At 65.0% G+C, this 19,713-nt stretch carries 20 protein-coding genes; 9 read left to right on the forward strand and 11 right to left on the reverse strand.

Translation table 11 applies throughout. The features are described 5' to 3' along the window. Positions 1-29 precede the first annotated feature (29 nt). Positions 30-713 (forward strand): acireductone synthase, encoded by a 684-nt coding sequence (gene mtnC, locus ACWKV7_RS08870; RefSeq protein WP_483857298.1) that lies wholly within the window; start codon positions 30-32, stop codon positions 711-713. A 93-nt stretch (positions 714-806) separates the two neighbouring features. Further along, complete coding sequence (locus tag ACWKV7_RS08875) at positions 807-998, forward strand: PLDc N-terminal domain-containing protein (RefSeq protein WP_483857299.1); 192 nt, start codon at positions 807-809, stop codon at positions 996-998. A 37-nt stretch (positions 999-1,035) separates the two neighbouring features. Here ACWKV7_RS08875 and ACWKV7_RS08880 read toward each other — a convergent pair whose 3' ends face one another. Next, positions 1,036-1,536, reverse strand: coding sequence for a methylated-DNA--[protein]-cysteine S-methyltransferase (locus ACWKV7_RS08880; protein WP_483857300.1), 501 nt, complete (start codon positions 1,534-1,536; stop codon positions 1,036-1,038). Between the two features lie 3 nt (positions 1,537-1,539). Then, positions 1,540-2,433 carry a DNA-3-methyladenine glycosylase family protein gene (locus tag ACWKV7_RS08885; RefSeq protein WP_483857301.1) on the reverse strand — a complete coding sequence of 298 codons (894 nt, stop codon included), beginning with the start codon at positions 2,431-2,433 and terminating at the stop codon, positions 1,540-1,542. A gap of 184 nt (positions 2,434-2,617) precedes the next feature. Here ACWKV7_RS08885 and speE point away from each other — a divergent pair, with 184 nt between their 5' ends. The 4 genes from speE to ACWKV7_RS08905 all read left to right on the forward strand — a co-directional run bounded on the left by speE (position 2,618) and on the right by ACWKV7_RS08905 (position 7,034). Beyond that, entirely contained in the window at positions 2,618-3,478 is an 861-nt protein-coding gene (gene speE, locus ACWKV7_RS08890; protein WP_483857302.1) for a polyamine aminopropyltransferase, read from the forward strand. A 285-nt stretch (positions 3,479-3,763) separates the two neighbouring features. Next, positions 3,764-4,231, forward strand: a complete 468-nt coding sequence (locus ACWKV7_RS08895; protein WP_483857303.1) for a DUF3015 domain-containing protein — start codon at positions 3,764-3,766, stop codon at positions 4,229-4,231. Positions 4,232-4,356: 125 nt separating this feature from the next. Continuing rightward, positions 4,357-6,234 carry an Lnb N-terminal periplasmic domain-containing protein gene (locus ACWKV7_RS08900; RefSeq protein WP_483857304.1) on the forward strand — a complete coding sequence of 626 codons (1,878 nt, stop codon included), beginning with the start codon at positions 4,357-4,359 and terminating at the stop codon, positions 6,232-6,234. Beyond that, complete coding sequence (locus tag ACWKV7_RS08905; RefSeq protein ID WP_483857305.1) at positions 6,204-7,034, forward strand: alpha/beta hydrolase; 831 nt, start codon at positions 6,204-6,206, stop codon at positions 7,032-7,034. The genes ACWKV7_RS08900 and ACWKV7_RS08905 overlap by 31 nt, the downstream gene beginning before the upstream one ends. Positions 7,035-7,056: 22 nt before the next feature. Here ACWKV7_RS08905 and ACWKV7_RS08910 read toward each other — a convergent pair whose 3' ends face one another. The 3 genes from ACWKV7_RS08910 to ACWKV7_RS08920 all read right to left on the reverse strand — a co-directional run bounded on the left by ACWKV7_RS08910 (position 7,057) and on the right by ACWKV7_RS08920 (position 10,247). Continuing rightward, a complete protein-coding gene (locus ACWKV7_RS08910; protein WP_483857306.1) occupies positions 7,057-9,006 on the reverse strand; it encodes a M48 family metallopeptidase in 1,950 nt (649 codons plus the stop codon). A gap of 13 nt (positions 9,007-9,019) precedes the next feature. Further along, positions 9,020-9,616: a LemA family protein gene (locus ACWKV7_RS08915; RefSeq protein ID WP_483857307.1), complete on the reverse strand. Its 597-nt coding sequence runs from the start codon at positions 9,614-9,616 to the stop codon at positions 9,020-9,022. A gap of 115 nt (positions 9,617-9,731) precedes the next feature. Further along, a complete protein-coding gene (locus ACWKV7_RS08920) occupies positions 9,732-10,247 on the reverse strand; it encodes a hypothetical protein (RefSeq protein WP_483857308.1) in 516 nt (171 codons plus the stop codon). 214 nt (positions 10,248-10,461) lie between these two features. Between ACWKV7_RS08920 and ACWKV7_RS08925 the strand changes: the two genes are divergently transcribed. After that, the gene (locus ACWKV7_RS08925; RefSeq protein WP_483857309.1) at positions 10,462-11,211 is read left to right on the forward strand and encodes a DUF4336 domain-containing protein; all 750 of its coding nucleotides are present in this window, start codon (positions 10,462-10,464) and stop codon (positions 11,209-11,211) included. Between the two features lie 9 nt (positions 11,212-11,220). On the opposite strand, the gene ACWKV7_RS08930 is transcribed toward ACWKV7_RS08925, so the two are convergent. Then, positions 11,221-13,158, reverse strand: a complete 1,938-nt coding sequence (locus tag ACWKV7_RS08930; RefSeq protein WP_483857310.1) for a DUF389 domain-containing protein — start codon at positions 13,156-13,158, stop codon at positions 11,221-11,223. 369 nt (positions 13,159-13,527) lie between these two features. Here ACWKV7_RS08930 and ACWKV7_RS08935 point away from each other — a divergent pair, with 369 nt between their 5' ends. Further along, the gene (locus ACWKV7_RS08935; RefSeq protein WP_483857311.1) at positions 13,528-13,869 is read left to right on the forward strand and encodes a ribonuclease E inhibitor RraB; all 342 of its coding nucleotides are present in this window, start codon (positions 13,528-13,530) and stop codon (positions 13,867-13,869) included. 126 nt (positions 13,870-13,995) lie between these two features. Next, positions 13,996-14,703 carry a type 1 glutamine amidotransferase gene (locus tag ACWKV7_RS08940; RefSeq protein WP_483857312.1) on the forward strand — a complete coding sequence of 236 codons (708 nt, stop codon included), beginning with the start codon at positions 13,996-13,998 and terminating at the stop codon, positions 14,701-14,703. A 27-nt stretch (positions 14,704-14,730) separates the two neighbouring features. Here the strand turns inward: ACWKV7_RS08940 and ACWKV7_RS08945 are convergent, their stop codons facing one another. From ACWKV7_RS08945 to ACWKV7_RS08965, 5 genes are all read right to left on the reverse strand, one after another. Then, positions 14,731-16,452, reverse strand: coding sequence for a di-heme-cytochrome C peroxidase (locus ACWKV7_RS08945; protein WP_483857313.1), 1,722 nt, complete (start codon positions 16,450-16,452; stop codon positions 14,731-14,733). A 280-nt stretch (positions 16,453-16,732) separates the two neighbouring features. Further along, the gene (locus tag ACWKV7_RS08950) at positions 16,733-17,884 is read right to left on the reverse strand and encodes a mechanosensitive ion channel family protein (protein ID WP_483857314.1); all 1,152 of its coding nucleotides are present in this window, start codon (positions 17,882-17,884) and stop codon (positions 16,733-16,735) included. Between the two features lie 178 nt (positions 17,885-18,062). Then, positions 18,063-18,860, reverse strand: a complete 798-nt coding sequence (locus ACWKV7_RS08955; protein ID WP_483857315.1) for a c-type cytochrome — start codon at positions 18,858-18,860, stop codon at positions 18,063-18,065. Then, on the reverse strand, positions 18,857-19,219 hold the full coding sequence (locus tag ACWKV7_RS08960) for a rhodanese-like domain-containing protein (protein ID WP_483857316.1): 363 nt from the start codon (positions 19,217-19,219) through the stop codon (positions 18,857-18,859). Before ACWKV7_RS08960 ends, ACWKV7_RS08955 begins: the two co-directional genes overlap by 4 nt. Before the next feature lie 149 nt (positions 19,220-19,368). Continuing rightward, positions 19,369-19,713: hypothetical protein (locus ACWKV7_RS08965; RefSeq protein ID WP_483857317.1), on the reverse strand; the 345-nt coding region annotated here is incomplete at its 5' end.

Raw genomic sequence — 19,713 nt, forward strand, 5'->3', positions numbered from 1 at the left:
CTCACATGCAGACCCGATTTGGAGTTGTCATGCCGATCAAGGCCATCCTGACTGACATCGAAGGCACCACCAGCGCGGTGAGTTTCGTGTTCGACGTGCTGTTTCCCTATGCCGCTGCGCACCTGCCGGCGTTCGTCCGAGGGCATGCGGACCACCCCGAGGTGATGGCGCAGCTGCAGGCGGTGCGCGTCGAGAGCGGCGAGACCCAGGCCGATATGGAGCGAGTCATCGAGATCCTGCTCGGCTGGATCGCCGAAGACCGCAAGGCCACGCCACTCAAGGCGCTGCAGGGCATGGTCTGGGCCGAGGGCTACCGTGCCGGCCAGCTCAAGGGGCATGTCTATCCCGATGCGGTGGAGGCGCTGCGGCGCTGGAAGGCGGAGGGTTACGACCTCTACGTGTATTCGTCCGGCTCGATACAGGCGCAACGGCTGATCTTCGGCTGCTCCGAAGCCGGCGACCTGGGCCCGCTGTTCTCCGGTTACTTCGACACCACATCCGGGCCCAAGCGCGAGGCGGCGTCCTACACACGCATTGCCGAAGCCATCGGCCGGCCGGCGCAGGACATCCTGTTTCTCTCCGACGTGGTGCAGGAACTGGATGCCGCCCAGCAGGCCGGCATGGTCACCTGCGGCCTGGCGCGCGAAGGCGGCGAACTGGCCGGTCACCCCTGCGTGGCAAGCTTCGCGGTCATCGATCCGGCCACGATGTAAGTCGTGACGTACCGGCCGGCGGTTCGTGAGGAACCCTCGGTCGGACCGGGCATCCTAACAACGAGACCTTTCGCCAACTCAGCGGAGAACGTTATGGACATGTTCGGCGGCCTACTTGGCCTGATCGTCTTGGCCCTGGATATCTGGGCAATCTACAACATCGTCACCAGCGGCACCTCGACCGGCAAGATGGTGCTCTGGGCATTGCTGGTTGTCTTCCTGCCGGTGGTCGGCCTGATCATCTGGGCCATCGCGGGGCCGCGCGGCGGCACGCGGACCGTCTAGCGCCGGTGTTGTGCCGCCCCCTGGCGCGCTGTTCGGTTCAGCCGAACAGCGCTGCCTGGCGGGGCGGTTCCCAGGCGCCTTCCAGGCGCAGCAGCAGTTCCTTGCGCGGCAGTCCGCCGGCGTAGCCGGTCAGGCTGCCGTCGCGGCCGATGACCCGGTGGCAGGGCACGATCACCGCGATGGGGTTGGCGCCGTTGGCGGTGCCGACCGCGCGTATGGCCTGGGGTCTGTCGATTCGCCGGGCCAGCTCGCTGTAGCTGCAGGTGCGGCCGAACGGAATCTTCAATAGCGCGTTCCAGACCGCCTGCTGGAAGGGCGTGCCGCTGGGCGCCAGGGGCAGGTCGAACTGTCGGCGCCGGCCGGCGAAGTAGTCGTCCAGTTGCCGGCACACCTCATCCAGTTGGCCGCCCGCCATCTGCCAGTGCTCGTTCACGGACCACGGGCGGTCGGCGATATCCATGTGCAGCATGCGCAGTCCGGCCTGGTCGCCGACCATCAGCAGGCGTCCGATCGGGCTGTCGTGATAGCGATAGTGCATGGCTCAACCCTCCGAGTAGTTGTGCCAGAGGTGAATGGCGGCATAAGCCCGCCAGGGTCGCCAGGCTTCGGCGCGCTGCGCCAGGGCGCGGGCGCTGATGCCGTCCGGCCCCCACAGCGGTGCCTTGAGCAGACCGAGGTCGGCGGCGGGAAAGGCATCCGCCTCGCCGAACGCGCGCAGGGCGATATAGCCTGCCGTCCAGGGGCCGATGCCGGGCAGGGCGCGCAAGCGTTCGATCAAGTCCGGCAGGCCGCCATCCGCCTGCAGCTCCAGCTCGCCTGCGGCAACTGCCCCGGCGAAGCGCCGTAGCGTATCGACCCGCTTGCCGGGCATGCCGATGTCTTGCAGCGGGTCGTCGGCAATGGCCTCTGGCGTAGGAAACAACCGATGCGGCCCTTCTGGCTGCGTCTCGACCAATGGCTCGCCAAGACGTGTCACCAGGCGGCCGGTAAGGGTGACGGCGGCCTTCACGGTGACCTGCTGGCCGACAATCGCACGCACCGCCTGTTCGAACGGGTCGAAGGCCATGGGCAGGCGTAGGCTCGGGTGGCGGGCCAGCAGCGGGGCGAGCAGCGGATCGGCGGCAAGATGGGCAGCGATCGCTTCCGCGTCGGCGTCCAGGTCGAACATGCGCCGGACCCGCGCCGCCAGCGGTTGGGCATGGTCGGCGAGCGCGGGGCTCAGGGTCAGTTCCAGCGCATCGTCCAGCGGCTGCACCCGCAACCAACCCTGGCGAGCGCCCATACGCAGGCTGCGGGCATAGCTGTGCGCGGTCAGCTGCTCCACACCGGGCAACAGGCGCAACTGGAAGTGATCATGGAACTGCCGCCAGTGCAACGGCCCGCGAAAGGGCAGTCGCAACGGCAGGGCGGGGCTTGGTGGGGCGAGACTGTTCATGCGCCGACAATAGCGCTTCCGGCGATGTACTGTCTTCCCGGCGCTGGCTTTCAAACCCGGTCGGCGGCGCAGCGCGCGGACGACGAGGTTCCACCGGTCATCGATGCCGACGTAGAATGCGCCCCTTTCCTTCATGGGGCGGGAAACACCGTCCGTTATTGCCAGCCATCACGGGAAGATACCCATGAGCGACTACCAAGAAACCCTGTACGAGGGCTACGGCCAGCGTTTCCGCATGGACAAGCTGCTGCACGAGGTGCGCACCGAGCACCAGCATCTGGTGATCTTCGAAAACGCCCGCATGGGCCGGGTCATGGCACTGGACGGTGTGATCCAGACCACCGAGGCCGACGAGTTCATCTACCACGAGATGCTCACCCACGTGCCGATCCTCGCCCATGGCCTGGCCCAGCGTGTGCTGATCATCGGTGGCGGCGACGGCGGCATGCTGCGTGAGGTGACCAAGCACCGCAGCGTCGAGCACATCACCATGGTCGAGATCGACGGCACAGTGGTGGACATGTGCAAGGAGTTCCTGCCCAACCACTCGAAGGGCGCCTTCGACGATCCGCGGTTGAACCTGGTGATCGACGACGGCATGCGCTTCGTCGCCACCACCGAGGAGAAGTTCGACGTCATCATCTCCGACTCCACCGATCCCATCGGCCCTGGCGAAGTCCTATTCTCGGAGAACTTCTACCAGGCCTGCCGTCGCTGCCTTAACGACGGCGGCATCCTGGTCACCCAGAATGGCACGCCCTTCATGCAATTGGCCGAAGTGCAGACCACCGCCGGGCGCATGAACGGGCTGTTCGCCGACTGGCACTTCTATCAGGCGGCCGTGCCCACCTACATCGGTGGCGCCATGACCTTCGCCTGGGGTGCCACTGACAGCGGGCTGCGCAAGCTGCCGCTGGACACCCTGCGCCAGCGCTTCGCCGGTAGCGGCATCGTCACGCGCTACTACAATCCGGAAATCCACTTGGGTGCCTTCGCCCTGCCGCAATACGTGCTGCAGGCGATCAACAAGCCAAGCAACGACTGAGGCGACCGCCTCGAGCCGTCTGTTTTCAGGCTCTCGCGGATGCAGGGCCTGTTGCGGTACGAGAGGTGGAGACCGGGTGACACGGCCGAAGAGTTGGTGGCGCAAGGTCAAGTTCTGGTAACGCTTCTCGCCCATCCCCGCGCGCTCCTGCCACGAGGGCCTGCCGACTGCAGGCCCTTGCCATTTCCTGGTCTGAACTAAACTCGCTTGGCGTGTTTCAGATGTGTGTCCCCGACGATGTACCTCGGGCGAAATGCAGCACAATCAGAAAACCAGGAGGGATTTATGAAAAAGCTCATCGTGGGCGCTGTTTTGCTCGGTGCATCTTCGCTGGCCATGGCCGACACCGGTCCGGGCTGCGGGGTCGGCTCGATGATTTGGGAAGGCAAGTCCGGCGTGCCCGCCCATGTCCTGGCGGCCACCACCAATGGCACCTTGGGTAACCAGACCTTCGGCATGACGACTGGCACCCTGGGTTGCCAGACCAGCGAGACCATTCGGTCGATGGCCATGTACATGGACAGCAATATCGACAAGGTGGCCCGCGACATGTCCCGTGGCGAAGGCGAGAACCTGGAAACCCTGGCCGTCCTGCTGGGCGTGCAGCAGCAAGATCGCGCCGCCTTCAAGCGTGTGCTGCAGGACAACTTCGCGACCGTTTTCCCGAGCGCGGATACCACTGCCGACCAGGCCGTGGTTGCCATCCTCGAAGTGCTCAAGACCGATGACGACCTGAGCAAGTACGCCAGTTGACGATGCAATAGCCGAGCCCCCGTCTGCGGGGGCTTTTGACTTCGAGCCTGCCGATTCGGTGCCCCGCTGGCGTGGTCATCACGGTGAATGGCTCAGGCGTTGCCAATCTGATGTGAATGGATTCCTTGAAGCTGCGACCTCCTGTTCTCTTCCTCTGTCTCCTCGCCGTCGCCTTGCCGCTCCTGGCCCAGGCTGATGCTGCGCGCCCGGCCGACCCGATGGCCCTGGCGACCAACCCGGAGTGGCTGGCCTTGTTGCATTACCCACCGGTCCAGCTGGGGCGGCGGGCAGCCAGCCAGGCGGACGATCCGGCGTTCTTCCTCAGCAAGACGGGCAAGTATTCGCCGGAAGCAGAGTTGCGCGCGAGCCTGGCCGAACTGTTGCAGCCGGCCACCGGCGACGACAGCGCCGTTTGCCGTTTTCCCGCTCGGGCCCAATGGCTGCGTCGGCAGCTCGGCCTGGAAAGCCCGGACCTGCACCCCTGCGGCCAGCTCGATGCGTGGCTGGGCGAGTTGAATACCGAGCGGGTGACCCTGGTGTTCGCTGCATCCTATCTGAACAGCCCCTCGTCGATGTTCGGTCACACGCTGTTGCGCCTTGACCCTCCGCAGGGCACCGGCGAGACCGACCTGCTGCTGGCCAGCACCATTTCCTACGCCGCCGATGCCGCCGCCCACGACAGCGAGCTGCTGTTCGCCTACCGCGGGATCTTCGGTGGCTATCCCGGCGTCACCAGTGTGGAGCCCTACTACGAGAAAATCCGCCTGTACTCGGATATCGAGAACCGCGACCTCTGGGAGTACCAGCTCAACCTGAATGCCGAGGAAACCCGGCGCCTGCTGTTGCACACCTGGGAAGTGCGGGACAAGCGCTTCGACTACTACTTCTTCGATGAGAACTGTGCCTACCGGCTGCTGGCGCTGATCGACGTGGCGCGTCCCGGCACCGGTCTGTTGCAACGGGTGCACACCCACGCGATTCCTTCGGACACGGTGCGCTGGGTGCTGGACAGCGGCCTGGTGGCCGACATCCGTTACCGCCCTTCGGCGGCCACCACCGTGGCCCACTACCTCGACCAGTTGACCCCGGAGGAGCGCCGGCTGGCCAAGGCCCTGGGCGCTGGCGAAGTGACGGCGAGCGACGTGCAGATCGACCGCTTGCCTGCCTCGTCGCGGGCGCATCTGCTGGATGCCAGCTACGAATACGTGCGCTACGCCGCCGCCGAACAGGAGTGGCCGCGTGAGCGCGCCGCGCCGCTGTCCTACGAGCTGCTCACCGCGCGCAGCCGCATTCGCGACGAGTCGCCCCTCGGCCTGCCGCAGGCACCGACGGTGCGCGACGACCAGGGACACGACACCCTGCGCCTGAGCCTGGCAGCCGGGCGTGAGGCGGGCCGCGATTACCTGCAACTGGGCGTGCGCCCGGCCTACCATGATCTGCTCGATCCACCGGAGGGTTACCGTGACGGTGCGCAGCTGCAATTCCTGCGGCTGGATGCGCGCCTTTACGGGGACAACCAGGAGTGGCAGCTGGAGCGCCTGGTGGCGGTGGAAATACGCTCGCTGTCGCCGCGCGACGATTTCTTCCAGCCGCTGTCCTGGCAGGTGGGCTTCGGCGCGCGGCGCAGTACCCTGGAGTCCGGGCGGCGTCTTCTCACGCCCTATCTGGAGGGCGGCAGCGGATTCGTCTATCCGCTGGGGCGCGGTCGTCTACTGGCGCTCGGCACCGCCGATCTGGAAATCGACAGCGACCTGCCGGACGGCTATGCCGTGGCGCCGGGCGTGGACCTGGGTTACCTGCGCCAGGGGCCGCGCTTCAGCCTGCTGGGCGGGGTGCGTAGCAAACTCTGGCGCTTCGACCGCGGACAGCGCGAAGATCAACTCTATCTGGGCGGTGCCTGGCACCTGGGACGCGACTACAGCATTTCCCTGGAAGCCCGCCGCAGTCATCGGCACGACGACTACGAGAATCAATGGCAACTCGCATTGCACGCCTACTATTGAGCGCCGTTTGGGTCCTGCTGGCCTCGGGGTGCAGCGGGTTCTTCTTCTATCCGGACCGTTACACCTATACCAGCCCGCCAGCGCTGGGCCTGGACTATGAGGATGTTTTTCTCGACACCCCCGATGGCGAGCATCTGCATGCCTGGTGGCTGCCGGCCCAAGGCCCGGCGAAGGGCACGGTGTACTTCCTGCACGGCAATGCGCAGAACCTCAGCGCCCATCTGCTCAACGTCGCCTGGCTGCCGGCGGCCGGCTATAACGTGCTCGCCCTGGATTATCGCGGCTTCGGCCGCTCCAGCGGAAAACCTGACCTGGACGGGGCGCTGACCGACGTGCAGCGCGGGTTGCAGTGGTTGCTTCAGCGCGACGACACCCGGCCGCTGTTCCTGCTTGGCCAGAGCCTCGGTGGCGCCCTGGCCAGTAACCTTGCCGCGGGGCAGGGCGGGGTGTTTCAAGGGGTGGTGCTGGACGGCACCTTTGCCGGGTTCCGCCAGATCGGCCGGGAGAAGCTGGCCAGCTACTGGCTGACCTGGCCCCTGCAGGTGCCCTTGAGCTGGACCCTGCCGGCGGACCATGAGCCGCGCGATCAGGTGGCCCTGATCAGTCCGGTGCCGTTGCTGATCATCCACAGCGAGGAAGATCCGATCATTCCCTTTGCTCACGGCCGCCGGTTGTTTGCTGCGGCCCGCGAGCCCAAGTCCTTGCTGATCACCCATACCCCGCATACCGCGACCTTCCTGGTCGCGCGGTATCGCCAGGAAGTGCTGGCATTTCTCGCCAGGTCTGCCGGTGGCGAATGAGCATCGGGGCTGGCGCCCACGTTCATTGACCCAGCAGCAGGGGCGGCATCGGGCAATCCAGCACATCGGCCACCGCGCGGAACAGCTCCGCCTCGGCGCTGGCGATCTGGCCATCGTGCACGATGCAGCGAGCCAGTGCCTTGAGCAACTGAGGCTTCTGCAGCGGGACGAGTTGATTGAGGCGGCCTAGCGCCGCATCCAGCACCTTCGGTTCGATTTCCCGCCGGGGCTGCTGCTGCACGGGAAACGGCAGTGTCGCGGCGGCCGCCGCGAATGCCGCCTGCGCCTGTTGCGGATCGTCATGTCCTGCCTGGGCCAACACCGACAGCAGCAAGCCGATCTCGTCCGGCAACTGCGCCAGCTTGAAGCGGTGCGTGACCTTGCCCGGCTTTTCCAGGTTGTGCACCAGGATGCGGTACAGCGCCCACTCCATCAGGCTGATGTGCTGGTCGGCTCGGATCAGCAAGATCAGGCATTTCTTGAACGTGGCATATTGCTCCGCCGAAAGCTGCTTCAGCGCCGGCAGGGCCAGCTCGATCAGTGGCAGACGGAAGCGTTCATCCAGGGTGCGCAGCCGTTCGCCGAAGCGCTCCAGCAGTTCGCTGGCGTCCGCTGCGCCGTTGCCTTCCAGCAGGCGCAACTGCTGTTCGCGAATCGCTTCGTCCTGGCTCAGCAGCAGTCCATAGATCAAAGCTCGGGCGGAGTAGGGCACATGGGCCGCTTCCTGGAGCTGGTCATCGAGGCGGTCGAGGGTCTGGCGCGCATAAGCCAGGTGTTCCGCCTTGGGTTGGCCGATGGCGTCGATGGCCTCGCTAGCCGCCTGTTCGGCCGATCCGGCGACGGCGACGCTGAGGCCGGCCAGCGCGTCGTTCCAGCGGCCTGCCACCGGCGGCATCTCGGTGGGCTGAACGTTCGCGTTCGATGTCTGCGGGAGCGCTACCGGAATGAAGCGGCCATCCCAGCCCGGTTCGATGCGGCGGATGCGTTCGGCCAGCGGTGGGTGGGTCGCCATCATCGAGCTCAGCGCGCTTTGCACGCCCTGGCCGAAGAACATGTGGCTGAACTCCGCGGCATGGGAGGCGCTCAACTGCGAGCTGAGCGGGTATCCACCGATTTTCTTCAAAGCCCCGCTGATGCTGTCCGGGTCGCGGGTGAACTGCACCGCGGAGGCATCGGCGAGGAATTCGCGCTGGCGGCTCACGGCAGCTTTGATCAGGTTGCCGAAGAAGGTGCCGGCGTAACCGATGACCGCCAGGGCGGCGCCGATGGCCAGCATCGCCGCCGCCGAGTTGTTCCTGTCCGAGCTGCTGGAGGAGTGCCGGTGGCTGGAGCCGCGTAGCAACAACTGGCCGATCAGGCCGATCACCAGAATGCCGTGCAGCAGCGACACCAGGCGGGTGTTCAGACGCATGTCGCCATGGAAGATATGGCTGAATTCATGGGCCACCACGCCCTGCAGTTCGCTGCGCGACAGCAGGTTGATGCAGCCGCGGGTGATGCCGATCACCGCGTCCTGTGGCGTCAGGCCGGCGGCGAAGGCGTTGATGGCGTAGTCCTCCAGCACATACACAGGTGGCACTGGGGTGCCCGAGGCGATGGCCATTTCCTCGACCACGTTGAGGATCTTGCGCTCGTCCGCGTCGCGCGCGCTGACATTGAGCTGCCGGCCGCCCAGCAACTCGGCCACCGCCGGGCCGCCGCGGTTGAGTTGCAGGCTCTTGTAGAGGCTGCCGAGCAGCACAACGGCGATCACCACCAGGGCGATCTCGCCGGCCAGCGTCCAGTCCAGCCGGTCGAGCAGGCCGGCGCCACCCTGTTCGGCATAGTGCGCGGTGGTGCCGCCGAAGAAGTACAGCAACACGGTGACCACCAGGGTCGTGATGGCTACCAGGCTGATGACCGCCAGGCCGAGCAATACCACCAGTTGCGTGGTATTGCGTTTGGCACGGTCCTGCTGCTCGAAGAAGTTCATGCCGGGGCAGACCTCAGAAGGTCACTTTCGGCGCGGCCTGGATCTGCTCGCTGTCGGCGAACTCCAGCAGGGTGGCATCCTGGGCATGGCCGAAGAAGCCGGCGAAGGCCACCGGCGGGAAGCTCTGCTTGTAGGTGTTGTAGGCCATCACCGCATCGTTGAAGGCCTGGCGGGCGAAGGCGACCTTGTTTTCGGTGGTGGTCAGCTCTTCGGTCAGTTGCTGCATGTTCTGCGAGGCCTTGAGGTCCGGGTAGGCCTCCATGACGACGTTGAGGCGGCCCAGCGCGCTACCCAGGGCACCTTCGGCGCCAGCCAGTTGGGTCATGGCCTTGGCGCTGCCCGGCTCGGCGGCGGCGGCCTTCAGCCCGGAGAGGGCGGTGTTACGCGCGGCGATCACCGCTTCCAGGGTTTCCCGCTCGTGCTTCAGGTAACCCTTGGCGGTTTCCACCAGGTTGGGGATCAGGTCGTAGCGGCGTTTGAGCTGCACTTCGATCTGCGAGAAAGCGTTCTGGAAGCGATTGCGCAGCGCCACCAGCCGGTTGTAGATGGAGATCACGTAGAACACCAGCACGGCCAGGATGACCAGCGTGACGATGGTGGAGATTGCCATGATGAGTCCTTGCATGGAGGGAAAGGGGGTTAGGGTAACCAAAAGCCGGCCACCCGTGCCAAGCATGGTGGCGGAATGTGATCACCTGCTAGCAGTTTGTGCAGTACGGCGCTGATCAGGGTATGCCATAGACGAAGTCGTTGCCTCGAATGAAGCCGGGTATCTCTTTCATATCCGGCGTCTCTTGAGCGTTCAGGCTCTTGCCATCGATCGTCCATTGCATACGCGGCAGCCAGCCGGCGATGAGCGAATTCGGCTCGTCGTGGCACTTGATGGGGAGGCGCTCGTCGATCTGGTTTTCGCTGAGCGTCGGCCCAAAGTTCTCGCAGAGGAACGCCGTGCTCCACCAATGGCGCTCCGGCATCGCTACCGCTCCCGAATCTGTTGTGCGCACGAACCAGACCTTGATCGTGCCGTCGTTTTTGCGCAGCAGAAGAAGAGAATTCGTGTAGTAGCGCCAACTGTCGCTCCAAGGGGCATCCATGTATTTGAAGCTGCCGGGCGCAAAGTCCGAGATATCGATTCGCAGGCGCTCCGCCTCAGCTTTCGCATTGGGCTTCAGTGATGCGACAAAGGGGTACGCTGCCATTCCGATACCCAGCAGGAGCATGCCGAGGGTCGTGTATTTCAACAGTGGTCTTGAATGCATGGCGAAGCCTGTTCCCTGGCAAAGCGATTGGCGGTCATGGTCGGTGTGCTCCCTCCCGCGAGGCTCAGCGCCAGGAAGGAGGGTCAGCGAGCTGGGTATCCTAGCCGCTTCGCTTGAAAGTGTCCTTGCCAAGTGGTCATCAGATGTTCGCTCTTGTCTGTCAAACCCTGTGATCCGATTGCCAAAGGAGTGACCCATGCCCGTGCTCAGCCTGTACGAGCCTATCGATACCCTCAAGCCGGTCGCCGAGAACCTGTGGCTGGTGGACGGCCCCTTGATCGACATGAACTATTTCTTCGGCGTCACGATGCCGTTCACCACGCGCATGATGGTGGTCCGGCTGGAAACCGGCTCACTGTGGATCTGGTCGCCGATTCCGCTCACGCCGGCGCTCAAGGCGCAGATCGATACACTCGGGCCGGTGGCGCACCTGGTGTCGCCGAACAAGATCCACTATGCCCATATCGCAGACTGGAAGACGCAGTATCCGCAGGCCACGGCCTGGGCCTCGCCGGGGGTGCGTGAGCGCGCCCGGGACCAGGGTATCGAAGTGCGTTTCGATGCGGACCTCGCTGACCAGCCGCCCGCCGCCTGGGCTGGCGAGTTCGACCAACTGCTGTTTCGCGGGTCGCGCTTCATGGAGGAGGCGGTCTTTCTGCACCGCGCCAGCCGCACGCTGATCCTGGCGGACCTGATCGAGAACTTCGAGAAGGACAAGGTCAACAGTCGCCTGATGCGCGGCCTGATGCACCTGGGCGGGGTCATGGCGCCGGGGCAGACGCCAAGGGACCTGCAACAGAGCTGGCGCGGGCGCAAGGAACAAGGGCGCGCCAGCCTGGCCCGGCTCCTCGCCTGGCAGCCCCGGCGCATCCTGCTGGCCCATGGCCGCTGCATCGAAACCGATGTCGAGCAGGCGCTGCGGCACGGGTTTCGCTGGCTGAAGTGATGTCTTCTGCTAGAGCTGAACGCGCGGGGTGACTTCCAACTGCAGCGGCCGGCCGAGTCGCTTCTCCAGCTCCTTCTTGAGCGCTTGCAGGTCGTGGAAGAACACGCCGTTGCGGGCGCTGACATCGGCCCGTAGCAGCGGGCCCTCCGGGGTCAGACGCACCTCCAGGTCGCTCAGGCTGAGGGACTTGCCGTTGATCAGGAAAGGCCCCTGGCCAGCCAGCTTCTCCACCTGCCAGACGCGATAGGTGTTGTGGAATGCCCAGCTCAACGGTACTGCCACCAGGGCCAGCATCAATAGGCTGATGACCAGCCCGCGCTTGGCCTTGAGGATGGGCGCATAGCCGAGTACCAGGAAGGTGAGGGCGGCGGCCAGGGCGATACCCACCAGGTTGGTGACGAAGAGCAGGCTGGCGCCGCGAATGATCGATCCGTCCAGCCAGCCGATACCGATGCCGGCCACGCACAGTGGCGGTACCAGGGCCACGGCGATGGCCACGCCGGGCAGGCTCTTGGTGACGCTTTCCCGCGCATGGGCATAGGCCCCGGCGATGCCCGATGCGACGGCTACGCCCAGGTCCAGCAGGTTGGGATGCAAGCGCGCGGCAATCTCGCTGGTGACCCGTTCGAGCGGGACGATCAACGCGATCAGCGCAGCGGTCGCCAGGGCCAGCGCCACGCCGGCGGCGATGGTGCCAAGCGCACGGCGCAGCAGCGTGTGGTCGCCGCGCAGCAGGGCCATGGCCAGTGAGATGATCGGTGCCATCAGCGGCGCCAGGACCATCGCCCCGATGATCACCGCCGGGCTGGAAAGAAACAGGCCGAGACTGGCGACGATCGCGCTGAGCACCATCAGGGCGATGAAGCTGCCGTGGGGCCTGGCGTTCTCCCGCAACTGCAGGAACAGGTCGCGGAAGTCGTCCTCCAGGGCGCGGGTGAACAACGGCAGGTGCCGCTCGATCATCTCCAGGCGCTCCTGCTTCTGCGGCAGGTGCTCGACCTTGAGGCTGTCCTTGCCGGTCTGCCGATTGCTCGGCTGGGCGTGGTAGGCATCGCTGAGATTGATGCGTACGGCTTCGGAATGCAGTTCCAGCTCGATGCTGGAAGCGTCGCGCCGGCGCCCGTCGATGTGATAGCGCAGCGGGGTGGCGCAATCGATGCGCAGCCGGTCGCTGCGAATGTAGCTGATGGATTCGGGCAGGCGGCTGACCTGGCGGTCGCCGCCGAACACCGCGGTGAGCAGGAAGCCCAGGTACTCGCTGATCGACTTGGGCGCGATGATGATGCTGGACACCTTGCCGTCCTGCACGCCGAGACGGGTATTGATCAGCCGGGCGGCGGCATTGCCGACATTGTTCTCGATCACCAGCAGGCCGGTGATGGCGGTCTTCAGGGTCTGCTCGCGACCGGTGGTCAGCTCCACCGCAAAGGGGTGGATGCGCCACAGGTTGACCAGGCTGCTCCAGAGCAACGCCAGGCTGTACAGCAGGCGACGCCACAGCGAATGGTGGCGCATGCGGTAGCTGCGGCTGCGCTGGTCGACGAAGGGCAACTGGCCGAGGGCCACGGCGCCGAGCACGACTTCATCGTTGCAGCGCAGCACGTCGATGGCGCGGGGCTGGTCGTCGAGCGCCAGGGCGATGGCATCGTCGAGGTCGCCGGGAAAATGGAACCAGTCCTGCAGTTGCGCCTGGCCCTCCTCGGGAACGATGCCGAGCGAGCACTCGCAGCGCCGGGCTAGGTCCAGCAGGTCGGCCATGGTCGCGGTGTCGGCCAGGGCGATCAGGTGCGGGGCCTGCTGCAGCAGGGGCTGGGGCTGGTCGAGCAGCGCCTGCAGGTCGACTTCCCGCAGTTCTACGCCCTGGGCCTGGGCGACGTCGCGAATGCGCTGCGCGCGCTCGGAGTGCGGGTTTTTCGCGGCGAAGAGCGCTTGGCGGACGAGGGGCATGATGATTCCGTTGTCGGTGATGGCGCTGGGTGGGTGGCGCCATCCTAGAGGTTTTTCCCCGGCGAACAAGCCGCCACGGGGCTGCACCAGCGGGGCGGGACCCTGCACCGCCCGTCGCCGCTTTGGCGATAAGTGTTTTCTCCGTTCGGCATATCGCTGCCGATGACGCTACTCTGACAGGGCGGGCTTTCCAGAGAGCGCTCGCTCTCGTGGCCGCTTCGGGCTAGCCCGTCCAGGGTCGGCCTTTCACCACCCCGGCATTCTTTGCCTGGTGTCCGACATCGCAGCAACGCGTGTCGTAAAGCCGCCGCGGTCCACACGGCGACTGCGCAAAGCGGTATATCCATCGCCTGAAAGGAGGTCGTTTTTATGAGCACAGCCTTCCACGATGATGTCAGCAGCACTGTTCTGCGCCGCATGAAAGAGGGCGGTTTCGATTTCGCCCGCGTCCATCCCATCGAGTTCTACGCCATCTTCCCGGATGAGGACCGGGCGCGAATGGCAGCCAGAAACTTCAACGGCGAGTCCCTGAATGCCCAGGTCAGCGTGCGGGGCGACGGGGCCTGGCATCTGCAGGTCAGCAAGGTGATGTATGCCACCTACAACGGCATCGACGATTTCGAGCATGACTTGGAGTCGGTGGTGGCGCCGCTCGGTGGTGTGCTCGACGGCTGGGGCGTGACCCAGGAAATCCACCTGCCCACGTCCTAGCACCAGCGAGGCATCTGGCACCGGTTGCCGCAAGTCGGCCGGTGCCGTACAAGTCTTCCGTTCAATTGACGGGTTCGGCCCAGGCTGGGTCGTTGGGAACCTGCGAGATCGCGGAGGCTGTAGTAGATGTCCGACATCCTTATTCTTTGCCATATCGACTATTGCCCGCCGGCTCATCTGGCCGAGGTGCTGGATGCCGAGCGCCGCGACTTCCGGGTGCTGCGCGCCGACCTCGGCGAGTTGCAGGGCTATGACCTGGACCGGCCGAAGGCCGTGGCGCTGATGGGCGGGCCAATGAGCGTGAACGATCCGCTGCCCTGGTTGGCCGACGAGGTGGAGGCCCTGCGGCACTTCATTCGACGCGACATTCCGCTGATCGGCCATTGCCTCGGCGGACAGTTGCTGGCCAAGGCATTGGGCGCCGAGGTGCGGCGCATGCCCTATAGCGAGATCGGCTGGCAGCCGTTGCGGGTTCGCGACGCGGCGAACAGCCCCTGGCTGGCCGGCGTACCGCGGGAAAGCTCGGTCTATCAATGGCACAGCGATACCTTCGATCTGCCGGAAGGCGGGCAGTGGCTGTTCTCCAGCCCCTGGTGCGCCCATCAGGGCTTCGCCTGGGGCGACAAGCTGCTGGCCTTGCAGGGCCACCCGGAGGTCACCGAGGTCCTGGTGCGGCTCTGGACCACCGACTGGGCGCATCTGCTCGACGAACGCCAGCCCAGCCAGCAGGGGCGGGCGCAGATGCTCGCCGACCTGCCGGCCAGGGTGGCGGCACAGAATCGCCTGGCCGCCGGGTTCTACCGACACTGGCTGCGGCTGGCGTTCGATGCCTGAAGCGCGCCGGCGCGAAGCCCGCCGCCGCTAAAGGCTCTTCAGGTACTCCAGCAAGGCCTTCTTCTCGGTGTCCGACAGCTGGGTGCCGAATTCATGGCCGCAGCGGCTGTTGCCCGAGTCCCGCGCCGAGCAGTCGGTGGTCTGCAGGGTGTAGTCGAACTTGCTCTGCTGCACCGCCAGCCCGACGTTTTCCAGGTCGTAGGCGGGCCCTATCTTGAATGCGCTGACGCGTTGGGCCGCCGGCTTGAGCAGCTCGGCCAGGGTCGGCACCGAGCCGTTGTGCAGATAGGGCGCGGCGGCCCAGATGCCCTCCATGACGCGCGATTCGTAGGCAAAGCCCGGCGTCGTTTGCTTCGGCTTGCGGAAAGCGCCCTTCAGGTCCTCGGTTTCCGGCCGGAAGGGCGATTTCAGGCCGATCTTCTGCGCCTCGCCTTCTACATCCATCAGGATCGGCGCGTAGTGCTGCAGGATCGAACCGATTACCGAGAGCCCCAGCACGTTGAAGGCAGAGTCCTGGGCCTTCAGCGGGTCGGTCAGCAGGGGGATGTGCGCGCCTTCCAGCACACCGGTCTGTACCTGCATGTCGAGGATGCTGTACTGCTTGCTGTCGGTGCCGACGTCCAGCACCGGCGTCGCCCAGGTCTTCTGCTCGAAGAATCGCGTGGCGCCGGGGGCGATGCCATGGCATTCGGTGCAGCCGCCCTCGGCGGTCGGGCGTTCGTAGATAGCCTTGCCAGCGGACACCAGTTGCTGATCCAGTTTCCACGGCCATTTTGGCGGGCCGATTTTCTTGACCAGGTCCTCCAGGGCATCCAGGCCGTGGAAGTTGGCCGAGTTATTGGCCAGATAGTCGATGCCGAGCAGGCTCCAGTTGTCCTTCTGCGGATGGAAGACGGCGAACACGCCGTAAACCTCGCCGAGGTTGCGCGACAGCCCGAGGATGTTGTTGCCGTTGTCGGCGAAGCCCGGCCACTGGGTCTTGTCCTGCTTGGGTGCGTTCCACAGGAACGGATAGCGCACCGGCGCCACCGCCGGCTGGATGTTCTCGGGGATCATGTAGCTCGGCGGAGGGCCGATATCCAGGCCGGTCAGGCGGTTGAATATCATCGATACCGCATCCAACCGCGCCGGTCCCCAGGGTTGCTGCGGCAGCGCGCGGCTGATCAGCGTGTGGTAGCGCAGGTACCAGCTTTCGATCTCGCCGCGCAGTTCTTCCAGCTCGGCGGGGGTCGGTTTGGGGCCGATGACGATATGGGCGAAGTCGGTGAACGCCGCCTGGTCCTCGATCACCTTGCCCATGGCCGTGTCGAGGTCGCTCAGAAAACTCTGGAAGTCGGCGATCGCCGGGCCGCCGTCGATGCGGTAGGCGCTGCCGTCGACTTCGATCTGCCGGGTATGGCAGGCCGAACAGGTCATGCCGATGACGCGCCCGGACTGGCTGTTGGCGACGGTGAAGCCCACCGGCAGGCCCGGCGGCACGCTGTCCGGATTGGCCAGGTAACCGTAGCGGTCCAGGCTGTCGGCGAGAAAGGGCTCGCCGTTGGCTTGCTTCAGCGCGACCATCCAGTCCAACGGCATGATCTGCGAGCCCTGGTCGCGTCGGTAGAAGTCCTTGCGCTCGCTGGCCGTCCAGTCCTTGCCCTGGTCCAGCAGTGTCGGTTCCGCCGCCTGGGCTGCGGGCAGCGGCAGGTTCAACAGCGCGGCACCGACGATGGCGGGCAAGGGCGGCAGTAGGTGGGCTAATCGCATGATCGATGGCTCCTTCCATGATTGTTCTTATCGAGGGGAACGGAATCGTCCAGAGCGGCGAGTCGCTGTCCGAGGCTGCGCGGGTGACGGCCTGGGCCAGGAAGAGGAGCGGGGACAACACGCAACGGGGTGCATTGCAGACGGCTCCGAGCCAGATGAACGAGGTCCATACAGGCTCACGGTAGTACAGCGGGGTCGGATTGCCCGACCGTCTGTCTGCGTGGTTCAGGCAGCGCGGCGGTGGTGGGCACCTCCCCGCGATCCGGGGAGGTGCGGTGGCTCAGTTCAACCCGGTCGATTTCGGGTTGGCGGTGGCCGGAGGGGTGGCATCGTCGGCGCCATTGTCGTTGCGCGCCGGCAGGCCGGCGACGGTGATTTCCGGGAACTTCCCGCCGACGAACTCCAGGCTGCGGGTCGGGAAGGCGAATTGCACGCCCAGCTTGCGCATGCCTTGCAGCAGGCCCAAGTTGATCTCCTGCTGGATGTCCATGTACTTGTTGTAGTCGGAACTCAGCACGAAATAGACCACCTCGAAGGTCAGCTGGTAGTCGTCGAAAGCCAGGAAATGCGCACGGTCGAAGCGCGTCTCTTCGATACCCTCGATCACTTTGCGCACCAGGCTTCCCACCTCGCGCACCTTGTCCGCCGGGGTGTCGTAGGTGACGCCGAACTTGAAGACGATGCGCCGTTGTTCCATGCGCTTGTAGTTGTGCAGCGTCTGGCGCAGCAGTTCGGCGTTCGAGCAGACGATCTGCTCGCCGCTGAGGCTGCGGATGCGGGTGGTCTTCAGGCCGATATGCTCGATGGAGCCGGCCACCGAGCCGAACACCACGAAGTCGCCGATCTCGAAGGGCTTGTCCACGCCGATCGACAGCGAAGCGAACATGTCGCTGAGCAGGGTCTGTACCGCCAGGGCCACGGCGATACCGCCGACCCCCAGGCTGGCCACCAGTGCGGTGATATCGACCCCCAGGTTGGACAGGATCGACAGCAGCATCACCGACCACAACAGGATGCGCAGCAGGATCGAAATGATCGTGGTGGTCACCGGGTTGCGCATGCTGCCGTCTTCGCTGAACAGCATGTCGCGGGTCCACAGGCGAATGCCGCTATCCACCCACAGGGCAATCTGCAGGGCCAGGGCGATGAACCAGCCATGGGCCAGGGTGGCTTCCCACTTGTTGGGCATGTCCACCAGCTTCAGGGCCAGCAGCAAGGAGAAGGCGAACAGCAGGAAGCGGCTGGTCTGGCGGAAGATTTCGATCACCAGCGCGTACATGAGGCTGCGTTTGCCCTTGGCCCACACGGCCAGATGGGCGCTCAGCTTGCTGACCAGGGTGCGCAGTACAAAGTAGATCGCCAGGGTCGCGCCGAGTACCAGGGCAACATTGATCCACAAGGCGTGGTCGAGCCATAGATCCCAATTTTCCATTGGTCGTTTTTCCTCTGCTGCGGGCGTCGGTGCGCCCAGGTGACATGCTGCCTCGATGCGACAGCACCTTTCTTCGGCGAGTGGCCGCGGCCATTAGTTCCCGGTACGGTGCGCACCGGAAGGCCATTGGCCATGCCAGGACCCGCGCAGCACCTCTGCGCGGGGCGAGCGGCCGGGCTCAGTGCTTGCGCCCGGCCATATGTTGCAGGTAAGCGATCAACTGATGCAGTTCCCGGTCGCTCAGCACCGCTTCGCTGAAGCCCGGCATGCGTCCCTGGGGCCAGTGGCGCAGGGACTGCGGATCGCGGATATAGCGGGCCAGGTAGCCCTCGTTGAAATATTCGGTGGGGTTGTGGGGCACGTTCAGGTCAGGGCCGAATTGCGCATCGCCGGCGCGGTTCAGGCGATGGCAGGCCAGGCAATTCTTCTGGAACTGAGCGAACCCGGCCTGTACTTCCTGGCTGGCGTCGGCCGCCGGCAGCAGCGCCGGAAAACGTTCCGCCAGAGGCGCCGACAGGCTGATGCGGCTGACCTGGAAGGGCCACTGCTCCGGGCCGATGCCGCCGGCCTGCGGTTCGCTCCAGATCAGATAGAACGGGCCGGCACTGGGCTTGCCGCTGCCCAGCGGCGGCCAGGGGCTGGCCGGATCTTCGATCGCCAACCAGGCACGCGCACCGTTTTTGGCCAGCAATGGCGCCGCCGGCAACTCGGCGGCGAAGCCATCGAGGGCGACCGCCTGTACATGATCACCGGCGCTGACCCCTTCCAGCAGCTCGGCCAGGGGCACCGCACGGTAATGCATGGCACGCTTGTAGGCGACGTCATCATCGATGTTCACGTCTTGCACGGCCGGATGCTGCAACAGCGCCTCGCTGCTCCAGGTGCGCTCGCCGCCGGGCAGGTCGAGGTGCAGTTCGGCGGCGAACAGCGGGGCCGCCCAGGCCAGCAGCACGATTGGCAACAGACGCGTGTTCAATCCTTGGTTCCTCTGGCGAGTGCGCGTTTGAAGCTTTTGTAGCCCCCGGCGTTGACCACGTGCCGGTACCCCAGCGCAACCAGGGCGTCCTGGGCGAGGGATGAGCGCCTGCCGCTGCGGCAGTAAAGCACGATGGGCGTGTTTTTATCCGGAGCGACCTCGGTGATTTCCCTGGAGATATCGCCGAAATCCAGATGCCTGGCCGAAGCCAGGGCGCCGCTGGCGAACTCTTCGCTGCTGCGTACATCGATCAGTAACGCCTGCGGTTGTTGCAGCGTTCGTATGGCCCCGTTCTGATCGATCTCCGCGGCACTCACCGCGAGACTGACCAAGGCGAAGAGGGCGGCTAAACCACGCATCGACAAAGCTCCTCGTACGAATGATCGGGAACCCTAGCACAAATAGTTCCTGCCTTCGTGGCGATAAGGCACAGGCTTTTCTTTGTTTTTCAAAGGCTTTGCAAATAGCTGCTGGCGCTTTGAATGCATGACTGGCGACCTTGCCCTCACTAAGGGCGTTCTTTATCGCGTACCGCGAACTTGGTGCCAAAAAGAATCAGGTGCAGGCAAAACGCCATGGTCAGAATACCCACTGCTACGTTGAACCAGAACAATCCCGGTGTAGTGCTTCTTAGGACCATTCCGTGCTTCGTCGATATGCGGCCGTCCATCAGGGCGTCATAGATAATCATCAGCAGCAGATAGTGGACGAAGATGCACAGCAAACGGATCAAGAAGTCTAGGTACTGAATCGCCCCGGGTTTCGTGGAGGCCTCCACTCTTGAGAAGATGAGGCTATGAGAAAATCCACGACCTACTCCCCCGAAGTCCGTGAACGTGCCGTGCGCATGGTT

The sequence above is a fragment of the Zestomonas ipomoeae genome, assembly GCF_057128665.1.